This window comes from Bifidobacterium platyrrhinorum (assembly GCF_010667645.1).
In the GTDB taxonomy this organism is placed as follows: Bacteria; Actinomycetota; Actinomycetes; order Actinomycetales; family Bifidobacteriaceae; genus Bifidobacterium; species Bifidobacterium platyrrhinorum.
On record NZ_WHZV01000014.1, the window covers coordinates 3,484 to 3,766 of the forward strand.

Sequence of the window (283 nt, forward strand, 5' to 3'; positions counted from 1 at the left end):
CCGGGTCCACGGGCTCGGGTTCCACGGACGGCTCCGGCTCCACCGGATCGGGATCCGGATCGACCGGCTCCGGGTCCACGGGCTCGGGTTCCACGGACGGCTCCGGCTCCACCGGATCGGGATCCGGATCGACCGGCTCCGGGTCCGGATCGACCGATGGCTCCGGATCGACCGGCTCGGGATCCGGCTCCACGGGCTCCGGCACGACCAACTGAGTCGCGGACGGTAACGAAAAAGGCCGGCGGGAAACCGCCGGCCTTTGCCTTATCCGTGGAGCTAAGGG

General features: G+C 70.7%; 1 protein-coding gene. It reads left to right on the plus strand.

All coding sequences use genetic code 11. The features are described 5' to 3' along the window. Positions 1-229: hypothetical protein (locus GFD21_RS11200; protein WP_225431811.1), on the plus strand; the 229-nt coding region annotated here is incomplete at its 5' end. Between the last annotated feature and the right edge of the window lie 54 nt (positions 230-283).